General features: G+C 53.1%; 17 protein-coding genes and 1 pseudogene. 14 read left to right on the top strand and 4 right to left on the bottom strand.

The genetic code is table 11. From position 1 onward, the window contains the following. Nucleotides 1–58: 58 nt before the first annotated feature. Nucleotides 59–1,753 (bottom strand): carboxylesterase/lipase family protein, encoded by a 1,695-nt coding sequence (locus tag M504_RS18150; RefSeq protein ID WP_047497017.1) that lies wholly within the window; start codon nucleotides 1,751–1,753, stop codon nucleotides 59–61. A 471-nt stretch (nucleotides 1,754–2,224) separates the two neighbouring features. On the opposite strand from M504_RS18150, the gene msrB reads away from it, so the two are divergent. After that, nucleotides 2,225–2,677, top strand: coding sequence for a peptide-methionine (R)-S-oxide reductase MsrB (gene msrB / locus M504_RS18145; RefSeq protein ID WP_047497015.1), 453 nt, complete (start codon nucleotides 2,225–2,227; stop codon nucleotides 2,675–2,677). A gap of 58 nt (nucleotides 2,678–2,735) precedes the next feature. Here msrB and M504_RS18140 read toward each other — a convergent pair whose 3' ends face one another. Together M504_RS18140 and M504_RS18130 are read right to left on the bottom strand one after the other, a co-directional pair. Further along, nucleotides 2,736–3,374, bottom strand: a complete 639-nt coding sequence (locus tag M504_RS18140; protein WP_047497013.1) for a carboxypeptidase-like regulatory domain-containing protein — start codon at nucleotides 3,372–3,374, stop codon at nucleotides 2,736–2,738. A 578-nt stretch (nucleotides 3,375–3,952) separates the two neighbouring features. After that, complete coding sequence (locus tag M504_RS18130) at nucleotides 3,953–4,474, bottom strand: heme-binding protein (protein ID WP_047497010.1); 522 nt, start codon at nucleotides 4,472–4,474, stop codon at nucleotides 3,953–3,955. A gap of 389 nt (nucleotides 4,475–4,863) precedes the next feature. Here M504_RS18130 and M504_RS18125 point away from each other — a divergent pair, with 389 nt between their 5' ends. Further along, the gene (locus M504_RS18125) at nucleotides 4,864–5,553 is read left to right on the top strand and encodes a type 1 glutamine amidotransferase domain-containing protein (RefSeq protein WP_047497008.1); all 690 of its coding nucleotides are present in this window, start codon (nucleotides 4,864–4,866) and stop codon (nucleotides 5,551–5,553) included. Between the two features lie 89 nt (nucleotides 5,554–5,642). Continuing rightward, nucleotides 5,643–6,209, top strand: coding sequence for a hypothetical protein (locus M504_RS18120; protein WP_047497006.1), 567 nt, complete (start codon nucleotides 5,643–5,645; stop codon nucleotides 6,207–6,209). 79 nt (nucleotides 6,210–6,288) lie between these two features. Here the strand turns inward: M504_RS18120 and M504_RS18115 are convergent, their stop codons facing one another. Continuing rightward, complete coding sequence (locus M504_RS18115; RefSeq protein ID WP_052201027.1) at nucleotides 6,289–7,599, bottom strand: glycosyltransferase; 1,311 nt, start codon at nucleotides 7,597–7,599, stop codon at nucleotides 6,289–6,291. A 379-nt stretch (nucleotides 7,600–7,978) separates the two neighbouring features. On the opposite strand from M504_RS18115, the gene M504_RS22805 reads away from it, so the two are divergent. From M504_RS22805 to M504_RS18060, 11 genes and pseudogenes are all read left to right on the top strand, one after another. Continuing rightward, a complete protein-coding gene (locus M504_RS22805) occupies nucleotides 7,979–8,797 on the top strand; it encodes a sigma-70 family RNA polymerase sigma factor (protein WP_084214524.1) in 819 nt (272 codons plus the stop codon). A gap of 85 nt (nucleotides 8,798–8,882) precedes the next feature. After that, nucleotides 8,883–9,746 (top strand): alpha/beta fold hydrolase, encoded by an 864-nt coding sequence (locus M504_RS18100; RefSeq protein WP_047497003.1) that lies wholly within the window; start codon nucleotides 8,883–8,885, stop codon nucleotides 9,744–9,746. 315 nt (nucleotides 9,747–10,061) lie between these two features. After that, a complete protein-coding gene (locus M504_RS18095) occupies nucleotides 10,062–10,931 on the top strand; it encodes an enoyl-CoA hydratase/isomerase family protein (RefSeq protein ID WP_156994000.1) in 870 nt (289 codons plus the stop codon). Between the two features lie 540 nt (nucleotides 10,932–11,471). Continuing rightward, nucleotides 11,472–12,707, top strand: a complete 1,236-nt coding sequence (locus M504_RS18090; protein ID WP_047496997.1) for a carbohydrate porin — start codon at nucleotides 11,472–11,474, stop codon at nucleotides 12,705–12,707. A gap of 86 nt (nucleotides 12,708–12,793) precedes the next feature. Beyond that, nucleotides 12,794–13,141 (top strand): annotated as a pseudogene (locus tag M504_RS22555) (Crp/Fnr family transcriptional regulator); the annotation flags it as partial. Nucleotides 13,142–13,249: 108 nt separating this feature from the next. Beyond that, nucleotides 13,250–14,536 (top strand): NAD(P)/FAD-dependent oxidoreductase, encoded by a 1,287-nt coding sequence (locus tag M504_RS18085; RefSeq protein ID WP_232296373.1) that lies wholly within the window; start codon nucleotides 13,250–13,252, stop codon nucleotides 14,534–14,536. A 226-nt stretch (nucleotides 14,537–14,762) separates the two neighbouring features. After that, nucleotides 14,763–15,260, top strand: coding sequence for a heme-binding protein (locus M504_RS18080; protein ID WP_052201024.1), 498 nt, complete (start codon nucleotides 14,763–14,765; stop codon nucleotides 15,258–15,260). A 125-nt stretch (nucleotides 15,261–15,385) separates the two neighbouring features. After that, nucleotides 15,386–16,252, top strand: coding sequence for an enoyl-CoA hydratase/isomerase family protein (locus tag M504_RS18075; RefSeq protein ID WP_198137691.1), 867 nt, complete (start codon nucleotides 15,386–15,388; stop codon nucleotides 16,250–16,252). Between the two features lie 165 nt (nucleotides 16,253–16,417). Next, entirely contained in the window at nucleotides 16,418–17,263 is an 846-nt protein-coding gene (locus M504_RS18070; protein WP_052201023.1) for an aquaporin, read from the top strand. A gap of 296 nt (nucleotides 17,264–17,559) precedes the next feature. Continuing rightward, entirely contained in the window at nucleotides 17,560–18,264 is a 705-nt protein-coding gene (locus M504_RS18065) for a response regulator transcription factor (protein WP_084214522.1), read from the top strand. A 401-nt stretch (nucleotides 18,265–18,665) separates the two neighbouring features. Further along, entirely contained in the window at nucleotides 18,666–21,695 is a 3,030-nt protein-coding gene (locus M504_RS18060) for a TonB-dependent receptor (protein WP_047496995.1), read from the top strand. The last annotated feature ends 72 nt before the right edge of the window (nucleotides 21,696–21,767 follow it).

Genomic DNA, 21,767 nt, shown 5'->3' with positions numbered 1-21,767 from the left:
AGAGCTTGTCGTACGGAGTGGCTAAGTGGCGTTCTCGGGTCACCGTTTCATTCGGTGCTTAGCTCAGAAGGACGCGCCTCACATCTCCGTCGGGATCGTTCTCCATGCGGCAGGTATTGTCGAACACCATCGTCTGGCAGTGAGTGGGATCGGTTGGCGTCCAAACCAGACCCGGCTGACTAGGATTGCCTGTGCGTGCGAAATTCGCCCATGCAGTACTCATCTTTTTCGCCAAAGCCTGAGCCTCAGGCGTATTGCCTGTGCCTTGTTCACAGCGCTTTGCGTTGTCAAAACAGAATTGAAGCTCGGAGGTATGCCAGGCGCCCGGTACACCATCAAGGATGGGCGTCTGCCAGGTGAAGTAGTAGGCGTAGGCAGGGGCAGAGTGGAGGTCATGCTTTAATCCTGCCATCTTCGCAACATTATTGCGGACGGCGAGGCCATTCAAACCTGGATTGCCGCTGCACATATATGCCAGTGTCTGAATCTTCTTGTGCGGGTAGTTCTTCTTGAGACCGGCGATGATCTTGTCCGTCCTCGCATCGCCGTAGGTCTTGGCGAGGCCCGCGCGCCATTCTTCCTCGGTGGGCCGATAGCTCATGCGGTTTCCCTCTTCGCTCACTGAACCAATGAGCATGGGCACCGTCTTCGAGATTTCCGGGGCCGTATCGAAGAACGAGCGCAGAGTGATGTTCTTCCCATCTACACATGGGGACCATCCAACACGTGGTTTCCCAGGCGCGCCAGAACCGCCAACGAGCGGTCCTGAGGGATTGACCTTTGCCACAGCAGCGTTGCCTGCTGCAATCAACTTGCTCCACTCCATCTTCTGCAGTGCTTGCATGTCATTGGCTGGCAGACCAAGATCTTTCATCACCAATCGGGCAACTTCCTTCTGTTGCTCCCGCGTGGGAATATTGCCACCGCCTCCAGATTGAACAGAAGCCCTGTGAAATAGGCCGGAAGCAGAAGGCATTCCCATGAGCGTCGTGACCTTGGAGCCACCACCGGACTGCCCGTAGATCATGACTCGGTCAGGATCGCCACCGAAGTGTTCGATATTCTCACGAACCCATTTGAGCGCGGCCACGAGGTCCGTCATGCCGACGTTGACGGAGTCTTCATACGCCGGGCCGCCTACCTCAGATACGTCAAAGAAACCCAGCATGTTGAGACGGTGGTTCACCGAAACCTGGACTACCTCGTGATTGCGAGCCATCTGCGTCCCGTCATGCGCCGACAGTTCATACGAAGATCCGAAGCTGTAGCCGCCGCCGTGGATATAAAACATGACAGGCAATCGCGCATTCAGATTTGGAGTCCAGATGTTGAGCTTGAGCATGTCTTCGCTTAACCAGCCGTCATTCCAATCCAGCAAGAAAGACTGTTCGACCGCCGTCCATGCGTGAAGGGTTTGAGGGCAGTTCGCTCCATAGACCAGGCAGGGCAATTCGTCGGACCACGGCTTCGGAGCCATCGCTGGCAACCAACGATTTTCTCCGCCGGTGTTCCGGCCGTAGGGCACACCTTTGAAGGTGTAGACCCCGTCACTAAGATAGCCTCGCACTTTGCCGTATGCCGTCTTGGTGACGGCGCTCTGAGGAGTAGAGCAGGAACCAGTTTGTTGGTGCGAACCTGGCTTGATCGCTTCTGCAGCGTTTGCACTCGGCACCGAGAGGCTTAACCCCGCCGATGCCGAAAGTAAGATCGCCTCCCTGCGGTTCAAAAATCCGTTCCGGTTCAGCCTGCTCATGCTTCTCTCCCTGTGGTTGGCATCGCAACAATTGGCCAAGCTTTATGACACTTGGACGCGCAACAAAAGTAGGGAGAGAGAGACTATCGTGTCAAGATAAATTGTCGATGCGAAGTAAATAAGCGATGCGGAACCAGATCGAAGCGTTTCGATCAACAATGTCGTTTTTGCTGAAAAAACGCTGGAAAAATGGCCATCTCTCCAGCTGGTCTGCGGTAAATCTAGTCAACACTGATTCGATGGAGAATGTTTTAGTTTGTGAAGGAGATAATCAGACACCCGGGACATCTTGACGTTCCGTTTGTATCGCAATCAAGAAGAACTAAACATCATTGCCTTACCAAGGAGAGAACGAGCGTATGGTTCACCGGCGAGAGTTGCATAGATCGCTTACATCGGCACGTCATTCGAGGTTGTGTACCATTAACCCCTCAGGCGTCATCGAATTCGATAACACCTCCGAGGTGAGACATGGCTGCTTATATGAAAAGCGATGAGGCGATCGCACAGCTGAGCCCCGAACAATTCCAAGTCACGCAGAACAATGGAACCGAGGCACCGTTCGAGAACGAGTTTTGGGATCACCACGAGCCAGGCATATACGTTGATGTCGTGTCCGGTGAACCTCTTTTCTCGTCTTTGGATAAATTCGACAGCAGCTGCGGTTGGCCAAGTTTTTCGAAGCCTGTTGAAGCCGAGAATGTGGAGGAGCGGCACGATAACTCCCACGGCATGAGTCGCACCGAGGTTCGCTCGAACCACGGTGACAGCCATTTAGGACACGTCTTCGATGATGGTCCCCAAGAAATGGGAGGATTGCGTTACTGCATCAATTCGGCATCACTCCGATTCGTTCCCCTTGATGAGCTTGAGAGCGAAGGTTACGGGGAATATCTCAAGCGCTTCGATTCCAAGAAATTGTGAGCCTGGGAATTCAGGCGTCCGCGAAGTCCAACTCATCTAAAGGATCTGAAAGCACGGATCAGAGAGGCTGAAGATCGACTTTGATACTTAATTCCTGCTCCTCCCCCAGAAATAACTGGTCGTCTCCGCTACTGGACTGATATTTCCAAGTCTTGAAGCCCGGTGTCTGCACTTCTAGAGTGACCCTCGAGTTCGGCATCAGGACCGAAGCGTCTCCCTGATCTGAAAATCCCTGCTGGAAAACAATCTTGGGGTTTATTACCAGTCGAAGAACCACAGTAGCACCAGGAAACTTCTCATGCTGCGGTGTGACGATTGAAAGCTTCAAGAGACCGGAAGGGTTCGGGAGTTTGATAACGTATGGAGTTCTCTGATGCCCAGAAACAATCACTGGCGAATTGACGAACGAATCGCGGTAGAGCAGAAACCGACGGTCTGGAATTCTAAGCGTACGGTCAGAAGCAAGCATCTCGTACTTGCCAACGGGAATATTGGCAAATGTAAATTTCCCCTGACTGTCAGTTTGCGCGAGGAGACCGGTCGGTCCGGGACCATCAATCCTCAGTGCTTCGACTTTGACTCCCCTGGTCGGTCGATTGCTTGGGTCAACGACCTGTCCAATAAACATCCCCGCCGTTTGGCCTGAACAACATATGGGATACAGAACCACCATCGCGAACAGGTTGCGTTTCACCATACACACCCCTAAGAAGTTGTTCCCACGGATGAGGAAGACGTGCCATGGATCAGAATCGTCTCAGAGGAGTCTAGATCAATCGATCTCATGGTGCCGATATCCCGCGTTGATCGCGAGGCAAACCCTTCGCACGATCTGGCCTGACTGGCCTCACACGAACAACATCGAAGCGGTTCTGAGGGAGGAGGCATCCTCCCTCGCTGCGATCGTTCTACGATCTGCGCTCCCCACCTCAGCGGGCTGTTCCTTCCCGCAACGCCCTCCCTGAAAGCCGTTGTGAGCTGCTGCGCACGGATGCGGAAACCAAACCTGGCTGAGGGCTCCACCCTGGCGCGGCGCAAGGGGTATCCCCAGTCTTCCGCGCTGCGCTTGTGCAGACCTTCGCTGCGCTTCGTTCTTTCCGTTCCGCTCTGCTGCTCTCCAAGGATGGGAGAGACCCCTCCCCTTGCACCTTGCCGCCCCGCCGTTCGCAACGTGGGCGTTTGGCATAGGCATGCCGCGTTTCTACGCGGAAGTGCAAAAGCCAAAGCAAGGAGAGCAACACACCATGAGCCGCAACATCGGCAACCTCGCGCAACTCAACGCGAAAGTTGGTCCGCAACCTTTTTCACACCCGCTTGAGCGCAGACTTCATCCTTATCTCCTCCCGGAGCTCCTCCCACCCCAAGCGCCGCTACGATTTTTCCATCTTTCATGAACGCCACGGCGCCTGGAAGGGCCATCACGTGTGATACCGTCGCCAGCCTCGGTGCATAAGGGTTCGTCTTCGTGAGTTCGTAAAATTTGCCACTCGTGTCGAAGTGGAACATGGGGCCGAGCGTAACGACACCATATGCCTTTTCATAACTCGACTCTTGGGTATGTACCGTTGCGTTGTCTCCTCGCAACTCCACTTGCGTGACGCCATCCATATCTACGACTGTGGCTGTGACTTGATAACCATTTGCTGTGCACACTCGTATCGCCTCCAAAGAAGCGTCGAGTGCCAATTGTAGGGGGAGCTGGTAACGATAGCTGTTGTTTGGTGGGTTCGTGGATTGAGCCTGTGTCGCGATTGCTACCGCAGCAATCGTAAGCGATGTGAGCAGACTTGGTTTCATAACATCTCCTCCTGTCCTGTTGTGCAAAGTTGCACGTTGAGAGGTGGCTACATTTAGACGAATTGCGGAGCCTGCTAGAGGCAGATCCCGCACGAAGTGTTCGACTACTTCAATTTCCGGCGATCCGTTTTCGTGACCCGGTTCAAATAGCCACCGCGTTTGTATTGATCAGTATGGGCGTCAGAGAACACAAACGAAATTGAACCAAGGTATTGCTCACGTCGCCTTAGGCCAGAGCCCTTAAAGATCCGAGTCACTCACCCCGTGAATCTTGTGACCAATACCAAGGTGTTGCTCATACTATCGTTCAATGTGTTTCGTTCGCTAACCGTGGTGTGATTCGACCAGAGCCAAATCATCGGACCGATGGCTCAAGAGGAGCAGCGATTATGAAGATTCTGCAGGTACTCACTTCCCATGATCAGCTCGGAAATACAGGGCGGAAAACCGGATTCTGGTTAGAAGAAGGAGCAGCGCCGTACTTTGTGTTTCGAGACGCTGGTGTCGATATTACCCTAGCATCGCCCAAAGGCGGCCAGCCTCCAATCGACCCCAAGAGCGATCTTCCAGACAATCAGACGCCAGCTCAGGTGCGCTTCAAGAAGGACGCAGAAGCAATCAAAGCTTTCGCGAATACCGTCAAGCTCGCCGACGTAAGTGCGAAGGATTTCGACACCGTTTTCTACACCGGAGGCCATGGGCCGATGTGGGATCTGGCGGAGGATCCGGTTTCCATTGCGCTTCTCGAAGCGTTCTACGATTCCGGAAAGCCGATTGCGCTGGTTTGCCATTCTCCTGGCGTCTTGCGCCATGTGAAGTACAAGGGGGAACCGTTAGTGAAGGGCAAACAGGTGACTGGTTTCACGAACGGGGAAGAGGAAGAGGTTCAGCTAACAAAGGTCGTCCCATTTCTCGTTGAAGATGAGTTGCTAAGACTTGGTGCCATCTTCGAAAAGAAGAAGAACTGGGAACCCTTCACAATCACGGATGGGCGACTGATCACCGGTCAGAATCCCGCGTCCTCAACACTGACAGCTCAGGCATTGCTCAAACTTGTTAGGTCAGCCGTGGCGGCTTAGCGGCTGCCAAAATCTATATCGACTACTGAGAGTTGCTTCGGCGCGATTGCGACCTCAGCAACTCTCACTTCTGTACTGAGGTGATTACGATGGCTAATACTTCGCCAGAAATTCCGCATGAATCCGCCGCGGCTTCTAAAGCACTCGAGATGAGCTTTGAGCTCTCTGTTGTGCCGGTCAAAGACGCGGACCGCTCCAAGAACTTTTACCAGAACCTCGGGTGGGCTTGCGACCTCGATTACAAAGGTGCCAATGGGTATCGCGTTATTCAGTTAACGCCAGCCGGATCCCGTTCGTCGATCATTGTTGGCAGCGGCTTGACTGATGCTGCGCCTGGATCCGCTCGAGGAATGCACTTGATCGTTTCGGACATTGTGGCAACCCGAAAGGATCTGCTTCAACGAGGTGTCATTATAGGTGAGATTTTTTACGATCCGACAGGTATCTTTCATCATGCGGATTCGAGCTACTTAGCTTCTGGACCAAACCCGGAGCGGAAGAGCTATGCTTCCTACGCATCGTTCCAGGATCCCGATGGTAACGTTTGGATGCTTCAAGAGATAACGGCGCGACTGCCGCCACACACCGAAGCTGACGAAACGCATTTTACGCCGCAGTTGATGGAAGAAGTACATCGGGAGTTTCAACGCGCCTAAGGGCGCGTTTCCCGGTGGCACTGAAGCGATGCTTCAGTGTATGAACAACCGGCTCAAGGGTTATCTTTGGACACTGCGTTCAATCGATCGATTCTTCACGTGTATTGTCTTGTGCATGGGTAGCGCCGAGAGCTCCGTCCACCTCGTCAGCAATCGTTGAGAGCGCCTCGGTATGTCGGATCGTCGTTCCGATTACGCGTGCTCGGTCATGGAATCGTGGGGTGCTAAGCACTTCCTTGACTGCACTGAGGATGGTTGGCTCCGAAGGTGAGGAGGTCTTTAGATCCAAGCCTACTCCGGACCAAGCAACGCGCGATGCGACGTAGGGTTTGTCCTCTGTGGTGCCTGCCACGATCACGGGCACACCAAAGCTAAGAGCCTGTTGAACCCCGCTGTAGCCTCCGTTCGTAATGAACACGTCCGCGACAGCAAGGATTGAGCTGTATGGGGCATACCCGAGGACAATGGAGTTGTCGGTCTTATGGATCCGGTCCGAATCCTTTCCACCCGCAGTCGCAATGACGTGGACAGACTCATCCGCGAGTGCTCTGAGAGTAGGGTTCACAAGCTGATCAAGGTTTGCATTGGCCAACGTACCTTGCGTTACAAAGATGATCGGTCGAGTGCGATCGAGCTTATCTACTTGAACGATCCCTTCAGCATGCTGTTCATTCGGGATAATTGGACCGACGAAACGCAAGTTTTGACGACGCTCTAGGAGCGGATATTCGAAATCGTCTGTGCAGAGCTGTAGCAACCTGTCGGGGAGGCGGTACATGGAATCGAACATTTTGAACCCGCCGTCGATTGCGACTCCGAGCGTCTCTAAAACTTCGTCGATATAGCGCGTCCCCGGCAGAACTGCTTCGTCGAATCTCAGACCGTCGGCAATATTTCTTGCTTGACCGGCCACAGACGCATCGGGACCACTGAATGGAGAGGATCCGGCATCACGCCACATGGGGGCTATCACTCCACACGAGATCACGGGTGGTCGAGGTTCCTTTCTGAGCAACAAGGGCAGTACACCCATGAACAGGACATCCACGACAATGGCATCCGCCTGTTTCTCGGCCAAAGCACCCTCCAGCGCCGACAATTGACCGGGGATGCAATCTCCGAAGATACGCTTCAGATGAACGATGTGACCCGAGAATCCTTCTAAGAGTGATTCCTCTTTTGTGAAGAGCGATTTCAGATTTCTCCAGTCATAGTTGGCGCGTCCTGCGAGTGGACGAAACGATATCGACCGCGCCTCCAGGTCTTCTCGGAATGCTTCTGAGGTCAACACCGTCACACGATATCCCCGTTCTTGCAGGTGTTCTGCTACCCGGAGCATCTGAGACACATGGCCGACCAGAGGTGTTGATGCGACTAGGATGTTTGGCATAGTAGCGTCCTCCTAAATGCTTCTGTTGAATTCCGCTAGCGAACCTGTAGATGTAATCAGGAGATGGTTGGCGTCTTCTCACTAAGAGACGCCACCTGTTCTAGGATTTGAGCCGATCGATTCCTTGGCGTCGCATATCTCTCAGCGATGGCCGTTCCGTGATCACAGCAGACGGACAGCGAAGAAACAATTGAACGATGGTATCGCTCAAGGAAGTTACGCTGACTCTTCAAGAGTGGACGCAATTACTGGTTGGGCATTTTTGGTCTGGAGCTATACCAACGTCCGATTGTTTCAACCTGCGTACCGGTTCAGAATTCTGTTCAGCTCCAGCATGCATGGAGACGAACCAGTCGGCGATTGCTGATAGGACATTGCAATGGGCAGCGTGGCAACAGCGCTGCGAGCCAGCTGCATATGCAGCAGCGCTATTGTTACCACCGAACGGCTTAACGAGAGGAACTCCACGGGCTTGGATTCCTCACATGAGGGGTTGATCATGAATGTCCAAATCGATGTATTTCCGCAATGGAGAGACGATGCTTGTCTGCGGGACGGGTTCGCAGATCCGGTGGGTTTTCTTGAGAAGAGCGAGTCGGAATTGGTGAGAGCCGCATGCATGGGAGAACCGGAGGGGTTTGACGGTCTTTGGAGACTGTACTCGAAGAAAATCTACCGAGTCACATTCGCGATCGTCAGGAACCGAGCGGACGCAGAGGATGCTGTCCAGGAAGCTTTCTTCCTGGCATTTCGTGGAATTGTTAGTTTCGAGGAACGTTCCTCGTTCTACTCATGGCTCGTGCGAATTGCGAGGAACTCTGCACTGTCAATCCTGCGCAGACGCCGACGTGCTCGAATCGATTTCTTCGAGACCCTTACGCCGTATGAGGGGGGCGGGATCAGCATGGATCCACATGATGACTCGCCCAGTCCTGAAGAGATTTGTTGCGGGGAACAGAGGCGCGAAATCCTTCGCAGGGCGGTTGATAGGCTTCCGGGAATTCTCAAGGGCGTAACGGCAGCTTGCGTTCTAGAAGAATCCTCAATTCAGGAAGTAGCGTCGCAACTGAACATCTCGCGGGCCGCCGCAAAATCAAGACTTCATCGGGCTCGCGTCAGTTTGGGAATGATGCTTGCTTCATCTGGTAACGGGCCATCTGGCGGGCGATCTCTTCAGGGAGGGACAAGCGATGTTTAGGCGTTTTGTTGGAGTTCTTCTACTCATCCTGGCTTTTACAGAAATGCGCACCGCGTATTGTGACGCGTTAGAAAGGCAACCTCCGATGAATACTAAAGTTCAATACCGAACGGTCACTGTCGATGGCCTCTCAATCTTTTATCGCGAGGCGGGGCCCAAAGATGCCCCGACGATCCTGCTTCTGCATGGTCTTCCTTCCTCATCGAGAATGTTTGAGCCACTCTTTGCGCGGCTAGCAAACAATTTCCACCTCATTGCTCCTGACTATCCTGGATTTGGGCATAGTGATTGGCCGGCTCCGAATCAATTCCAATACACCTTCGATCACATTGCGAACGTCATGAACGACTTCACGGTGGCCGTGGGTTTGAAGAGATACGTCCTCTATATGCAGGATTATGGTGGACCGGTCGGCTTTCGAATGGTGCTTCAGCATCCAGAGCGAGTGCGATCCCTCATTGTGCAGAATGCTGTGGCGCACAACGAGGGATTAGGTCCCAACTGGCTTCCAAGGCGTGCGTACTGGGCGGATCGCAAAGCTCATGAGGAAACGCTACGAGAAAATCTGTTGTCTTTCGAAGCTACCAAGAAACGTCATCTTGGAACTGATCCACGGATCGAACTCTATGACCCAGATCTGTGGACGGATGAACATGCCTTCTTGACTGCTCCCGGCCAAGCGGACATTCAGACCGAGCTGTTCTACGACTATCGGACAAACGTGGAAGCCTATCTCTCGTGGCAAGCATGGATGCAGCACACAAAGCCCAAACTGCTCGTCCTGTGGGGGAAGTATGACACGTCCTTTGATATAGGCGAACCGGAACGTTATCGCAGCGACGTTCCGAACGCAGAAGTACACGTTCTGAATACCGGCCACTTCGCACTCGATACGGATGCAGACAACATCGCGGACCTGGTGCGCAATTTCGTCAAGAAAACGTGGTGAGAGGATATCCAGCAACTATCCAGCAACTCTGTGCGAGAGAGGGCGATGAGAAGCGCGACCTCTAGAGCGCATTCTCCTCCATGAATCAGCAAGTTGCCCTGCCGTGAAGACAGGGGCACGGAATCGCAGCGCTCCTGCTCTTAGCCTCATCGACACAACGAGCGCCGTTACTCCAAAGGGCACCGTTTTCTCCGTGGACGAAGAAGGCGCAAAGCGTATCCAACAAACATTTCCTATACGAAAGTGTCGCTGATACTTAGGTCCGATTGATTGGACTAGTAGTGACACAGCCTAATGAAGAAACCGGAGGCAGTTATGAACGCTACCTATCGAGAGGGCGCTGTCCGAGTCACTCATCATTCAAGTTCTTTTTGGCGCGTAACCTTTGACCTTCCTCCATTGAACATCTTTGGCCCTGCGAATATCCCCCAGCTTGAGGAAGTGGTCAGTTCTATCGAACGCGATTCAGATCTAAAGGTCGTTGTATTCGATAGCGCGATCGAGGGCTTCTTCTTAACTCATTACGATCTCCGTCCAAGACCAGAAGAGTCAGCAGTATTTCCTCCAGGACCAACGGGACTTCCTGCGGTACCCGACATGTTTGTCAGACTGAGCCGTTCCCCAGTGGTCTCGATTGCATCAATTCGCGGCCGTGCAACCGGTGTTGGTAGTGAACTGGCGTTAGCGAGTGACATGCGTTTTGCTAGTCGCGAAAAGGCGATTCTGTCGCACTGGGAAGTTGGAGCGGCTTTGGTTCCAGGCGGAGGGCCGATGTCGCGTATGCCTCGCTTAATGGGGCGGGGACGTGCGCTGGAGATTCTTCTTGGGGCGGATGACGTCCCCGGCGACTTGGCTGAACAGTATGGCTATGTCAATCGGTCATTTCCTGATCATGAACTCGATGGGTTTGTTGACGCCTTGGCATGGCGAATCGCTTCGTTCGACAAATGGGCGATTTCTCAAACGAAGCAGTTGGTCAACATCAACAGTTTGCCACCCAACGAAGAGTTTCCTCCTCAGTGGCAAGCGTTCACAGAGGCACTGGGAAGGCCTGAGGCGCAGATGCGATTGAAAGAACTCGCCGAGCGAGGCTTACATTTTCCCGGTGATCTGGAAAGCCATCTTGGGCGTTACGTGGGGGAACTAGGAACATCATCAGAAACACCAAGCCACTCAATGGGCTGAGCCTGCAAACTGACGCCAACCATCGAGTGATTCACCTAATAGAACCGTCGGTTCGCCTGTTCGACAGTCTTCGAGCCTGATATGGAAACCAATCTTCCAGTTCTGAAATCTTCGCCACGAGCGTCTTCTGAGTGCGGCTCGACACAGCAAACATTGCGTCCGATATTGAGTTGCGCATTCTGCGTTGTGCTCGCGCTCACTTGTGGTCGTTCGTGTCAAGGACAGGACACAGCAGAACAGCTATCCCAGCTGAAGCGGGAGTACGAGGTTTCAGTCCAAACGTTCGAAGCCCGAATTGCTGCTCTGGAACGACAGATTGCGGAGAAGCAATCCAGAACTACGGCCGTGGACGCTTCGACCAAGAACGTAAGGAATAGTTCTACGGCACAAGATTCCAACCAATTGTCGGAACGTATATCGAAGGCCCTTGCGAGTGATGACGTTGGCGGCCGTTTTCAGGGGAGAGTTCCATCCGAGCCTACGTACGACTTATTGAGAGAGGCCGAAGCGAAGATAGAGGATCTTCAACAACACGACAAGTTGTTCGAATTTCACGGATACCTTCGTTCCGGTTCGGGCGTGAACAGCCACGGTGGACAGCAGGTTGCATTTGCAGCCCCCGGTGCACAAGCGAAATATCGCCTTGGCAATGAAGCTGAAACCTACGCCGAACTGATTTTCGTGAACAATTGGACGAACTCAGTTCACAGCGAAGACAAAGCCTGGTTCCGCAGCGAATTCATGATTCAGGCGAACACGTTGAACGCAACCAACTTCTCGAACTTCGCCAACAGTTCCATCAACGATCAGTACCGCGTTCGCGAGGCATTCGTCCAAGGGGGCGGAATCTTTCCTAGCCAGCACGATGCAAAGGTTTGGGCAGGCGAACGGTATTACCGTCGTCAAACGATATACAGCAACGACTTCTTCCCGCTGGACCTCAGTGGCTATGGTGGTGGCGTCGAGGATATAGACCTCAAAGTCGGGAAGTTAGCTGTTGCCTATATTGGTGTCTCGCGACCTGACGTCGTTACACAGAATGGGAATCTCAACACCAGCCACATTGACACTCGACTGTATGGAGTCAAAGGCCCTCTTGGGCTCTGGAGTGCTTGGTTTGACTACGCTACTTCAAAAGGTGGTGCGTTTACGTCTACGTCCGGAACCACAGGTTCAACATCAGTAGTGAAGGAAACTGTTCCGAGTACGAATGGTTACGCCTATGGAATACGACATCAGCGTCTTGAGTGGCACGGCGGCTACCACACTCTAATCGTTCAGTATGGAACCGGAGCCGCCAGCAACTTCAGTGGACCGGGTATCGGTATGACGATCCCCACGCCAGGGCCCAACGCTCGCGATGCCAAGCAATTCCTCATCACCGAACAGGTCGTCTTGCAGCCCAATGAAAAGTTCGCTGTTATGCCTGTCTTCCTCTTTCAACGGAAGAAGGACTCGACAACACAGAATCAATGGTTGCAGTGGACGTCGTTTGGAGTGAGGCCAGAAGTCTTCTTGACGCGGCATCTTTCAATCACTGGAGATTGCGGATTCGACTACACACATCTATCTGGAGCTTACGAGGGCTGGCTGCGCAAGTGCACCATAGCGCCTCAGATCGGCGCTGACCGCAAGTTCTTCGGAAGACCGGTATTACGCGCGTTCCTTACTTACGCAAGTTGGTCGAAAGACTTTAAAGGAATGGTGGGTGGGACCCCGTTCATCAACTCAACACGAGGACTCACCTTCGGCGTGCAGGTCGAGCATTGGTGGTAACGCATGTAGTCTGTGCCGTTCCATGGAGGACCGTGCGCTCACTTCAATAGCGGCGCAAGGACTGGGGGCAAGCAGGAGGTGGAATCATGTCTTTCGAAATCGTACGGAATCCCATCGCAGAGCAGGCTGGAATGTATCCGCGGTTGTCCTCAGAGCAGATCGAACGCGTTCGTGCATTCGGCGAAATGAGACGAGTTCACGTGGGGGCAGTTCTATATCGCCCGGGAGACTCGACAGTCTCGTTCTTTGTCCTCTTGTCGTCGGCCCTCGAAATAGTACAGCCAACAGCGGCAGGGGAGAGGGCCGTCGTTGATTTGCTTCCCGGAATGTTCACTGGAGAGGCCGGAATGATTGGTGGCCAACCGGCTGTGGTGCTTGCTCGTGTCATTGAGGCTGGCGAAGTATTGGAAGTTAAACCAGAGAGGCTACGTCTACTCGTCTCCCAGGATTCCGAGATTGGCGACATACTCTTGCGGGCTTTCATGCTCAGACGCTTGATGTTGGTTGATCGGCATCTCGGAAATGTATCCGTGATTGGATCCATGCATTCTCCGAGAACCTCGTCCGTCCGAGAGTTCATTGATCGCAATGGTTATCCCTACAACTACGTCGAACTCGAGGCAGATGCTGGTTCGCAGTCTTTGCTTGATCGCTTCGGGGTTGATGCCAATGACATTCCTATCGTCATTTGCAACAACAAGACTGTTCTCAAGAATCCTTCTGCACTTGAATTGGCAGAGGAACTGGGATGGAACGGCAGCGTGAATCGCGATATGGTTCGCGACTTGATTATCGTCGGAGCGGGTCCTGCTGGGCTCGCTGCTGCAGTTTACGCAGCCTGGGGGGGGCTTGATGTCCTCTTGATTGAGAGTCACGCCCCTGGAGGGCAAGCCGGTACGAGTTCAAGAATCGAAAACTATCCGGGCTTCGTTACGGGCATTTCAGGGCAAGAACTAGCGTCGAGTGCGACTGCACAAGCCCGGAAATTCGGTGCAAAGATTTCGGTAGCATGCGCAATCGCGCAGCTTAATTCGTCGCGTTGGCCGTATGAACTTACCGCAGGTGATGGGCATCACTTTCTTGCCAAGACAGTTCTGATCGCTACAGGAGCTCGCTATAAGAAGCCTGATGTGTTTGAGCCATCTAAGTTCGAGGGATGTGGATTGCACTATGCTGCAACTCAAGCGGAAGCCCAGGACTGCAGCAATGAAGACGTCGTAGTCGTGGGTGGCGGGAACTCGGCTGGACAAGCGGCGGTGTTCTTGGCGAGGTCAGCCAGGAAGGTGTACATGCTGGTGCGTTCGTCCAACTTATCCGCAAGCATGTCTCAATACCTGATTCAACGGATCAACGCGAATGCAACCATTGAGCTTCTTCACGACACCGAGCTCGTTGAAGTGAACGGCTACGATGCTGTCGTCTGCGCATCGTGGAAGAACAATCGCACCGGGAAGAAGACAACCATTGCAACCAAGCACGTGTTCTTCATGGCGGGTGCAACTCCTAACTCAAGCTGGTTGACCGGGGCAGTCAATCTTGATGAAAACGGGTTTGTGCTTACGGGGCGCGATCTTCCAGCTTCGACATCCTTCGACAGGATGAGCGCGTGGCCTGCTCAACGCTTACCCCAACCATTTGAAACGGACGTTTTGGGGATCTTCGCAGTAGGAGATATACGAGCGGGAAGTGTTAAGCGAGTTGCGTCTGCTGTCGGCGAAGGGGCTGTTGCAATCAGCTTTGTCCATCGTGCTCTCGCAGAGCTACGGTCGGAGATGCCTTACACGCTTGGATCAAGCGGCAATGCGAGGTTGGAAGGTAGTCAGCTGTGACTTCGCGAGGAGTGTTCCGATACCAAGGTGTAGAACACACCATCGTGCAGTAGTTTCTGTTCGCTGTTCTGTTCAGAATGAGCGGTAGTGAGATTCCACAAAGAGATCACTCGCCAAGTCCTATACCGCTTATGTGCTTTGTCCCGTGACTGCGTATTGACCGAAACCTGGACAACGCACGTTTACCATCTCACCGCAAGAAAACGTCACCCTTGGGGGAACTGTCATGTCAACGAAGAACACAAGTATCACTGCATCTTCTGAAGATCAAGTAGTCAACCCGCTCGACGCTGTACCAGCGGAAATACCGTTCGATGTGCCCTACGGCCCACCGATCTCATTAGACCAAGCCCAGGCTGTCATCCGCGCGGGTGTAGCCGAAGCTACAAAGAGAAATTGGAAGATGAACCTAGCGGTCGTCGATTCTGGTGGCAACCTTGTGGCCTTTCAACGTATGGACGGGGCAATGCTTGCTGCTGCTCAGATCGCTCAACACAAAGCCCGTGCAGGAGCTACCTTTCGGCGGCCAACGAAGGTATTTGAGGATGGCATTCAACTCATGCATCTCAACTATCTGCTCGCCTTTGATGGAGTGATCGCTTCTCGAGGCGGCATTCCCTTGATCACGGAAGGGAAGATCATCGGGGCTATTGGATGCTCGGGCGGAACGGATTCTCAAGACGAAATCGTCAGCGAAGCCGGGGCCGCAGTGATCAAAGGCTGATATCGGCAACCCCGGTTCCGAGAACCTCTTTGATTGTCAGAATTCGAATCGCCAGCAGAAAGGCTATCGAGGACTAACGATCAGATGCTTCTTTCCATACAGACACGACTATCGAGGAGATTGTTATGGCAACCATGAGTGCACCGATGACGTCCACCGCTACAAATCCAACATCAGCGCAACTTCGAATCACTTGTCACTCTCCACAGTATTGGAGGGTGACGATCAATAACCCTCCGCTGAACGTGATGGGACCGGAAATGGTTAAGGAATTTCAAAAGGTCATAAACGCCTTGGAAGCTGACGAGCAAGTGAGAGTTGTCGTCTTCGAAAGTGCGGTTGAAGACTACTTCCTTAATCACTCTGATTTCACAGCGAAGCTCGAAGACTTGACCTCGCTTCCTCCGGGACCAACGGGCCTTCCCCTCTGGCCGGACTTCCTGGTGAGGCTCACGCGTCTACCAGTCTGTTCGATTGCTTTGATTCGCGGTCGTGCGACCGGAAATGGGAGCGAGATAACGCTCGCCTGCGACATGAGTTTCGCCAGCCGCGAAAAGACGATCATCTCGCAATGGGAGGTGGGAGTAGGCATGGTTGCCGGGGGCGGTCCTATGGCTCGATTGCCTGAACTCATCGGCCGGAACCGCGCTCTAGAAGTGTTGTTGAGTTCCGAAGATCTGCGAGCGGACCAAGCCGAATCGTATGGGTACATCAACCGCTCGATTCCCGACAGTGAGTTAGACGCTTATGTGGATGGGTTAGCCACTCGCATCGCGAAGTTCGACAAGTGGGCGATTGGTCAGACGAAACGACTCGTAAACGCCAAACTTCCTCCAGATGTAGAGATTGGTGCTGGATGGGACGCTTGCATTGCATCTCTGGGACGTCCCGCCGCCCAGAATGGGATCAAGGAACTAATGGAACGGGGCTTTCATAAGCCCGGGGACGCCGAAAATCGATTGGCATACTATCTCGGCGTGATTCCCCACTAGGGAGAATCACGCGAACTATTCGAAGGTTGATTTGGCTCGCACGATCTTCTGCAAAGCATCGATCGCAGGAGATCGTACGATGACCGTTTCAAGAGGGAAAACCGCTGCCGGGTTCGTCGGCGAGCCATCTTGTATCTTTCCGAACGATGTGAAGCGGACGTGTTTATGTCAGTGCCTTTGATGCATCGAACTCCATTCTCTGCGTTGAGATCGGATTGGCGCCTCTACGCTTACGAAGCGATCGAACTCGCGATCTTTATGATCTGCGCTTGCGCCTGGGCTGTCCTATTTCTCGATGCTTCCGCCCCCGTCCTTCACATGTGTCCCAATCCAGTCGTCCGACGAGCCATTATGGCTCTAGCCATCGGAGCAACGTCGGTCATCATCATCCGTTCACCCTTCGGCAGGAGGTCAGGTGCGCATTTCAACCCAGCAATCACCCTCACGTATCTTCGTCTCGGAAAAATTGCCACTTGGGATGCCATGTTCTACGTCCTGGCTCAATTCGTTGGGGCAGTATCCGGAGTAGGCATCGCGGGGCTATTCCTTCACAGGAGCCTTTCCTCGCCGACGATCGATTACATCGTCACCATCCCAGGAAGATTTGGCGCCACCGCGGCGTTCGCGGCGGAGTTTTTCATGGGCGCGCTGCTCATGGCCTTGATCCTGATCTTCTCGAACCGGGTACCACTCGCGGGCTATGTTCCATATTTCGTCGGCGTCCTGATCGCGGTGTTTACTTTTTCCTTCGCTTCAATCTCGGGCGTGAGCATTAATCCTGCCCGGACGATAGGTTCCGCTTTCTTTGCTGGGATCTGGACATCGGTGTGGCTCTATTTCGTCGCGCCTCTATCCGGCATGCTTGTTTCTGCTGAAGCGTATCGGCGAATCAATGGCCCGGATTCTGTTCTGTGTGCCAAGTTGCATCCTGATCCTACTGTGCCGTGCCCTTTCAATTGCAAGTTTCCTGGCCACCATCCCGCGGGTCCAGAAGATGGGTATGAATCATAGAGCGTGAGGCTTGATGTTCGAGGCAGGCAGCTTTGCCGGAGAGCAAGCGAAGATCGGCAAGGGTACCCAGAGGGCACCATCTTGTTCAGGATCTGCGCCCATCGACTCTTTCGGGATTGGTTTTTCATAGACCACATTCTCGAATGCCTGTCCTCACCCGTCCGAACGCGCTCGAAAGGAGATAGCTTTTAACACGATCCAGTCGCGTGAAAACTCAAATGAGGGTTCTATGAATCAACGTCGGCGCCGAGAATGGAGGCGAGTTTGTTCTCAATTCCACGAAGCGAGCAACGGCGATGACAACGACGATATGCAATACACAGCCTGACGTACAACTCCCGTTATTCCAATCATCTGTGCAAGGCGCCGCGACGGTGTACATCATTGATGGAGATGAATACTATCGTTCTTCACTGGAAGCCTTGGCGCAGGCAAAGGGATGGCATGTCGAGGCCTTCGGGACAGGCGCGCAATTTCTGGAGCGCGTTTGCCCACCAGTTCCGGCATGCATCATCCTAGATGCTTCGTTGCCCGACGTCGAAGGGTTGAAATTACAGAAGCAACTCGCTATGCAAGCCCCTGCGATTCCAATCATGTTTCTGACGGAGCAACAAGATGTTCATGTAGCCGTGCAGGCAATAAAAGCTGGGGCGGTGGAGTTCTTTACAAAACCCTATGTCAACGATGAACTTGTCCGTGCAATCGAAAAGGCATTAGATCGCAGCAATTCTCTGCGCATGCGCGAGGCAGGATTACGAGAACTCAAATCTCGCTATGCATCCCTTAGCAACCGCGAACGGGAAGTGTTATCCCTCGTGGTTGCTGGACTACCGAACAAGCAGGTGGGCGATCATCTCGGAATCAGTGAAATTACTGTAAAGGTCCATCGCGGGAATGTGATGAGGAAGATGAAAGCAGACTCGCTTCCGGCGCTGGTAAATATGGCTGCTTCTCTCCGCCTCATTCGTAGGCACATCTTCGGGGCCTCGGCTGTGGCCTGATGTATTCAGAGTCGATTCCTTGACGAACTTGTCTCTTACCACGTCAACGGAGTTGCACCTCTGGCTCGTCACCCCCGAGTCGTGTCCATGAATTTCTTTCACAATTTTGATCTTGAATTGGATAATGGGGTCGGGAGTATGCTTAAGTCATCAAACGGAGTCGTTGGGATTACTCGCCGCCCTCCGTTACGTGGAATCGCGGTCCAGCGGCGAAACAACAATCACTACATCTATAGAGACTTCAGGCCGTAAACGGCCCGATCCGCAGTGCGCCGAGACGATCCTGTTTACGAATTCAGGAGGTCGTGAACTCGATGATCTTAAACTCCTTAAGATCTATACATTCTCTCTCGTTCGTGTCCTACGGAATTTTGATCTTTCTCCTCACCCCTCACGTTTCCATGGCTCAAGCTTTGGCGGGTCTCGGTGCCCTCCACGGTACAGTCACTGATCCGTCCGGGGCCGTAGTCACAAATGCTCATGTCGTCATTTCCAATGATGCGATCGGTCTGAAACATGATCTGACAAGTTCTTCCGAAGGGTTATTTCAGGCGGCATCCCTACCTCCGTCGGAAGGCTACAAGCTTACCGTCACGAAACCTGGATTCTCTGCATTCGTGGCCGCCGGGATTGCCGTGCACGTTGGGCAAGATGCCACTCTCAACGTGACCCTGACGATCGAGCAAGCGGTGCAGGACATACAGGTGAACGCATCGGCGTCCGTTCTGGATGTGAGCCGACTTGGGGTTTCCCAGCTTGTGAGCCAGAAAGAGATCAATGACCTTCCAATCAATGGGCGGCGTGTGGATCAATTTGTTTTGCTGACACCAGGCGTCACTACGGATGGCGCAAACGGTGAAGTGACCTATCGCGGAGTACCTGGGAACAACTTGTTTCTCCAAGATGGCATGGACGTAACGCAGCAGTGGGGACAAGACAATGCTGGAAGCACAAACGCCTTTTCACCGATCAGCCAAGACGCCGTGCAAGAGTTCCAGGTGGAAACATCGAACTATAGCGCCGAGTTCGGTCATGCAGCTGGTGGCATCGTCAACACGCTGACCAAGAGCGGAACGAACAGCTATCACGGCGGCGCATTCTGGTTCTACAAGAATCGAACACTCAATGCGACTGATCCTTACTCCCTCAACAATGGCAAGCCTTTTAATCCACCCAACTGGCGACATCAGGTGGGCGGAAGTATTGGTGGGCCGATCATCAAGGGCAAGCTTTTCTTCTTTGGAAATACTGAAGAGATTCGCGAAAGTCGGCCGTTAGTGTCATCGTATGCTGGCTCGAATCTCGTTAACTCTGATGGCACCTTCAAAGATGGTGTATGCAATGCAACCGAGAAACAATGCGCTGCGGCACAGACTTACGTGAGGCGCAGTTTCGCCGTGTTGAAGCGTACGTTGAACGAGAATGTTGGATTCGCCAAATTAGATTGGCACCCAACTGAGAAAGAGAGTCTCACTGTCAATTTCAACTTGATGCAGTTTTCGTCTCCTAATGGAACCGTTACCGCTTCGGCATTGACGGATGGAAGTGGGTTTTATCCCAATGGAGACCAGATCGATCTAACACGATGGGCGAGGTTTTCTTACACGCGTGTGGTTTCGCCACGCGCCGTCAACGAGTTCCGTTTTGGTTGGTTTAAAGACACTCGCAAACAGTCGATAAATCCAGCCATCGCTCCTTCAAATGGCATACGATCCGGTCTTTCCGTGGGAGACATGAGCAATCTCGGCATGTCGGTCAATATTCCAAACTCCCAACCCTCAGAAGATCGTTTTCTCTTCACAGATACTTTTTCTCTGCTGGTGGGTAGGCATCAGCTTAAGTTGGGTGTTGAAACCAACTACATGCGTGATGTCGAGAACGCGCTCTTCTATGCTCGCGGTGAATATTTCTACGGCGATCTAAGCGACTGGGCGGAGGATCTTACGCCCGATACAAGTGACGTGAATTCTGGGAGGCACTACTCCGGGTTCTTACAAAGTTTTGGGCCACTGCTGACTCGAGCGATCGTGCGTGACTATAACTTTTACATCCAGGATCAATGGCAAGTGACTCGTGACCTGACTTTGAACCTTGGCATGAGGTATGAGTTCAACCGATTTACGCAACCGCCGGAAAATCCAGACTACCCGGCAACCGGAAAGCTGAATGAGCCCTTGGCCAATTTTGCTCCGCGCATTGGATTTGCGTATTCAACGAGGCAGGGAAGCACGGTGTTCAGGGGAGGATTTGGCATCTCGTATGCACGTTTGCCTTCTGCGAGCATCATCCGTCTGCAGCAACGCAATGGCGTCATCCAGAAAACGATTTTCTTTGAACCAAACACCACAGGAGCCCCGCGTTTCCCGAGCTATCTGAGTTCGACGAACATTCCCGGGGCCGGCAGCAACGTGACCTGGGCTGACCCAGGACTGAAGACGCCCTACACAGAGCAAGCTGACTTTACCGTCGAACAGAAGTTAGATACGAAAACGAGAGCGACTATCTCATATCTCTGGAACAACGGTGTGGGATTCCTGACACGTAAAGACGAGAATTTGGTTGCGCCGACGAGTTCATACGCTTGGAGGATTCTCGATTCAAGTGGTTCTGCGCAAACGGGAACGTATACTACGCCGCTTTACACGGCGACGTACGACACGAGATACGGAGTATTGAATCATATCTACAACGGAGGCATGCTCTTTTATGACGGGTTGGCGATAACGTTGATACGTCAGCAGACGAGTTGGGTTCAGGGGGCTCTTGCGTATACGTGGTCCCATGCGATTGACCTTGGATTGGGATCCGGTGCCGACAATATTTACTACACCGATCCTCCAGTCACGGTCTTCAATGGTAATCAGCGTTTCGAGAAGGGAAATTCGTCGTTAGATCAACGTCATCGGTTGGTACTTAGTGGATCCGTTACGCCACCAATGAGGCCGTTCCAATCGCACCTGGCGAACATTACTGCGAATGGATGGGAGCTCTCGTTGATTGAAACGTATGCGACGCCTCAAGGCGTGGACCCATATGTGAACATCTCCGCCCTTCCAGCGGCGCTCGCGAAGGTCGTTTATGCGAGCACAATCAGTGGTGTGGGCATTGGATTCGAGTCGTACCAAAGGGTGCCATTCTATCCACGCAGCAGCCTGGAGTTGGGGACAACTTTCAGGACGGATGCTCGATTGACGAAGCAATTCAAAATTGCACACGAACAACGCCTCGCGATGAACTTTGAGCTATTCAACGCTTTCAACTACCGCACCATTACATCCGTTAACCAGGTGGCTGTTGTCGCCAACGTCGATGGCAACGGAAACGGAATTCTTGTTCCGGTCCCGAAGCCAGGACGGGGAACTGCTTCAGCAGGGTTTCCTGATGGCACGAATGCCAGACGCGCACAGGTCTCTATCCGTTACAGCTTCTAATCGAACGCAAATGGTCGCACCTTCAGCACGTACGTCGAAGAGCCAGCAGATCAGAATTCGCACGCCCCTTCT

The organism is Terriglobus sp. TAA 43, from assembly GCF_000800015.1.
Classification (GTDB): domain Bacteria; phylum Acidobacteriota; class Terriglobia; order Terriglobales; family Acidobacteriaceae; genus Terriglobus.
Note: the sequence above shows the minus strand (reverse complement) of the source record. Positions and strands in the feature narration are given on the sequence as shown.

What these genes read in the sequence shown, in the direction of transcription:
- M504_RS18150 (WP_047497017.1), bottom strand. Translation starts at nt 1,753, where the DNA reads ATGAGCAGGCTGAACCGGAACGGATTTTTGAACCGCAGGGAGGCGATC.
- msrB (WP_047497015.1), top strand. Translation starts at nt 2,225, where the DNA reads ATGGCTGCTTATATGAAAAGCGATGAGGCGATCGCACAGCTGAGCCCC.
- M504_RS18140 (WP_047497013.1), bottom strand. Translation starts at nt 3,374, where the DNA reads ATGGTGAAACGCAACCTGTTCGCGATGGTGGTTCTGTATCCCATATGT.
- M504_RS18130 (WP_047497010.1), bottom strand. Translation starts at nt 4,474, where the DNA reads ATGAAACCAAGTCTGCTCACATCGCTTACGATTGCTGCGGTAGCAATC.
- M504_RS18125 (WP_047497008.1), top strand. Translation starts at nt 4,864, where the DNA reads ATGAAGATTCTGCAGGTACTCACTTCCCATGATCAGCTCGGAAATACA.
- M504_RS18120 (WP_047497006.1), top strand. Translation starts at nt 5,643, where the DNA reads ATGGCTAATACTTCGCCAGAAATTCCGCATGAATCCGCCGCGGCTTCT.
- M504_RS18115 (WP_052201027.1), bottom strand. Translation starts at nt 7,599, where the DNA reads ATGCCAAACATCCTAGTCGCATCAACACCTCTGGTCGGCCATGTGTCT.
- M504_RS22805 (WP_084214524.1), top strand. Translation starts at nt 7,979, where the DNA reads ATGGGCAGCGTGGCAACAGCGCTGCGAGCCAGCTGCATATGCAGCAGC.
- M504_RS18100 (WP_047497003.1), top strand. Translation starts at nt 8,883, where the DNA reads ATGAATACTAAAGTTCAATACCGAACGGTCACTGTCGATGGCCTCTCA.
- M504_RS18095 (WP_156994000.1), top strand. Translation starts at nt 10,062, where the DNA reads ATGAACGCTACCTATCGAGAGGGCGCTGTCCGAGTCACTCATCATTCA.
- M504_RS18085 (WP_232296373.1), top strand. Translation starts at nt 13,250, where the DNA reads ATGCATTCTCCGAGAACCTCGTCCGTCCGAGAGTTCATTGATCGCAAT.
- M504_RS18080 (WP_052201024.1), top strand. Translation starts at nt 14,763, where the DNA reads ATGTCAACGAAGAACACAAGTATCACTGCATCTTCTGAAGATCAAGTA.
- M504_RS18075 (WP_198137691.1), top strand. Translation starts at nt 15,386, where the DNA reads ATGGCAACCATGAGTGCACCGATGACGTCCACCGCTACAAATCCAACA.
- M504_RS18070 (WP_052201023.1), top strand. Translation starts at nt 16,418, where the DNA reads ATGTCAGTGCCTTTGATGCATCGAACTCCATTCTCTGCGTTGAGATCG.
- M504_RS18065 (WP_084214522.1), top strand. Translation starts at nt 17,560, where the DNA reads ATGACAACGACGATATGCAATACACAGCCTGACGTACAACTCCCGTTA.
- M504_RS18060 (WP_047496995.1), top strand. Translation starts at nt 18,666, where the DNA reads ATGGCTCAAGCTTTGGCGGGTCTCGGTGCCCTCCACGGTACAGTCACT.